Here is a 2281-nt window from a genome sequence, read left to right on the forward strand (position 1 = left end):
ACTCCCTGCTCGCCGTCCGCCTGGCCAGCCGGGTGCGTACGGTGCTGGGCGTCGAGGTCTCGGTGCGCACGCTGTTCCGAGCGCCGACGCCGGCCGCGCTGGCCGGTCACCTGGGCGAGTCCGGTCCGGTCCGGTCCGCGCTGACCGTCCGTCAGCGCCCGGAGCTGGTGCCGCTCTCCTTCGCCCAGCGCCGGCTCTGGTTCCTGGGCCAGCTGGACGGCCCCAGCGCGACCTACAACCTGCCGATGGTGCTTCCGCTGACCGGTGAGCCGGACGCGGACGCGCTCGGCGCCGCGCTGGCCGACGTGGTGGGCCGGCACGAGGTGCTGCGCACGGTCTTCGCCGTCGCCGACGGCGAGCCGTACCAGCGGGTCCTGCCCGTCGAGGAGGCCGGCTTCGGGCTGCGCGTCGCGCAGGTCGCCGAGGCGGGCGGCCTGGACGCCGCTGTGGCCGAGGCCGCCGGCCACGTCTTCGACCTGACCGCCGAGATTCCGATCCGAGCCTCGCTGTTCACCGCCGGCCCGGGCCGGCAGACCCTGGTCGTCGTCGTTCACCACATCGCATCCGACGGCTGGTCGACCGGCCCGCTGGCGCGCGACCTGTCGGTGGCCTACACGGCCCGCCTCGCCGGTGAGGAGCCGCAGTGGGCCCCGCTGCCCGTCCAGTACGCGGACTACGCGCTCTGGGAACGGGAGCTGCTGGGCGCGGAGGACGACCCGGAAAGTGTTCTGTCGAAGCAACTCGCCTATTGGCGCCAGGCGTTGGCCGGAGCGCCGGAGGAGCTGGCGCTGCCGGCCGACCGGGTGCGTCCGGCGGTCGCCAGCTACCGGGGCTGTACGGTGCCGCTGGAGCTTCCGGCGGACCTGCACGCCGAGCTGCTGACCGTGGCCCGTGAGCAGGGCGTCACCCTGTTCACGGTCCTGCAGGCGGCGCTGGCCGTGCTGGTGAGCAAGCTGGGCGCGGGCACCGACATCCCGATCGGCGCCGGCAACGCCGGGCGTACCGACGAGGCGCTGGATGATCTGGTCGGCTTCTTCGTCAACACGCTGGTGCTGCGTACGGACCTGTCCGGGCACCCGACCTTCGGTGAGGTCCTGGCCCGCGTCCGGGAGGTGAGCCTGGCCGGTTTCGAGCACCAGGACGTGCCGTTCGAGCGCCTCGTCGAGGACCTGGCCCCGGTTCGCTCGCTCTCCCGCCACCCGCTGTTCCAGGTGGAGCTGACCGTCCAGAACCAGGCCCGGGCCGAGCTTTCGCTGCCCGGTCTGGAGGTCGGCCGGTCCTCCTCGGGCAAGGCCGAGGCGACGGCCGACCTGATGGTCAACATCGGCGAGCGGTTCGACGCCGAGGGCCGGCCCGCCGGCATCGGCGGCATCCTGGTCGGCGCGGCGGACCTGTTCGACCTCGGTTCGGTGGAGCGGATCGCCGCCCGCTGGGCCCCGCTGGTTCACGCGCTGGTGGCCGACCCGTCGGCGCGGATCGGCACGGTGGACGTGCTGGACGCCGCCGAGCGGCAGCGGGTGCTGACCGAGTGGAACGACACGGCGGCCGAGATCGCCCCGGCGACGGTGCCGGAGCTGTTCGCGGCGCAGGTCGCGCAGTGCCCGGGCGCGGTGGCGGTGACCGGTGACGGCGTCGAGCTGACCTACGCGGAGCTGGACGCCCGCGCCAACCGCCTGGCCCGGCTGCTGGCTGGCCAGGGTGTGGGACCGGAGTCGGTGGTCGCGGTCTGCCTGGAGCGCGGCGCCGACCTGGTCGTCGCCCTGCTCGCGGTGCTGAAGGCCGGCGGGGCCTACCTGCCCGTCGACCCGGAGTACCCGGCGGAGCGGATCTCGTACATGCTCCGAGACGCCCGGGTGACGTGCGTGCTGGTCTCGGAGGACACCGAGGACCAGGTGCCGTCGCTGATCGGTGTGCCGGCCGTCGTGCTGGACGACCGGGCCACCGTGGCCCGGCTGGCCGGCCTCGACGCCGCCGCCCCGGTCACCGGCCTGCTGCCCGCGCACCCCGCGTACGTGATCTACACCTCCGGCTCGACCGGCCGGCCCAAGGGCGTGGCGGTCTCGCACACCGGTATCGCCGCTCTGGTGGCCGCGCAGGCCGAGCGGTTCGCGATCGACGCGGCGAGCCGGGTCCTGCAGTTCGCCTCGCCTGGCTTCGACGCGGCCGGCGCCGAGATGTGGGTCACGCTCTGCTCGGGGGCGCGGCTGGTGGTGGCCGGGGCGCGGGAGTTGCTGCCCGGTCCGTCGCTGGTGGAGCTGGTCGCCCGGCACCGGGTCACGCA

General features: G+C 74.5%; 1 protein-coding gene. It reads left to right on the forward strand.

The annotated features are described in order from the left end of the window. Nucleotides 1-2281: condensation domain-containing protein (locus AC0B61_RS37145; protein ID WP_471746952.1), on the forward strand; the 2281-nt coding region annotated here is incomplete at both ends.

It is taken from the genome of Kitasatospora sp. NPDC023385 (genome assembly GCF_055664045.1).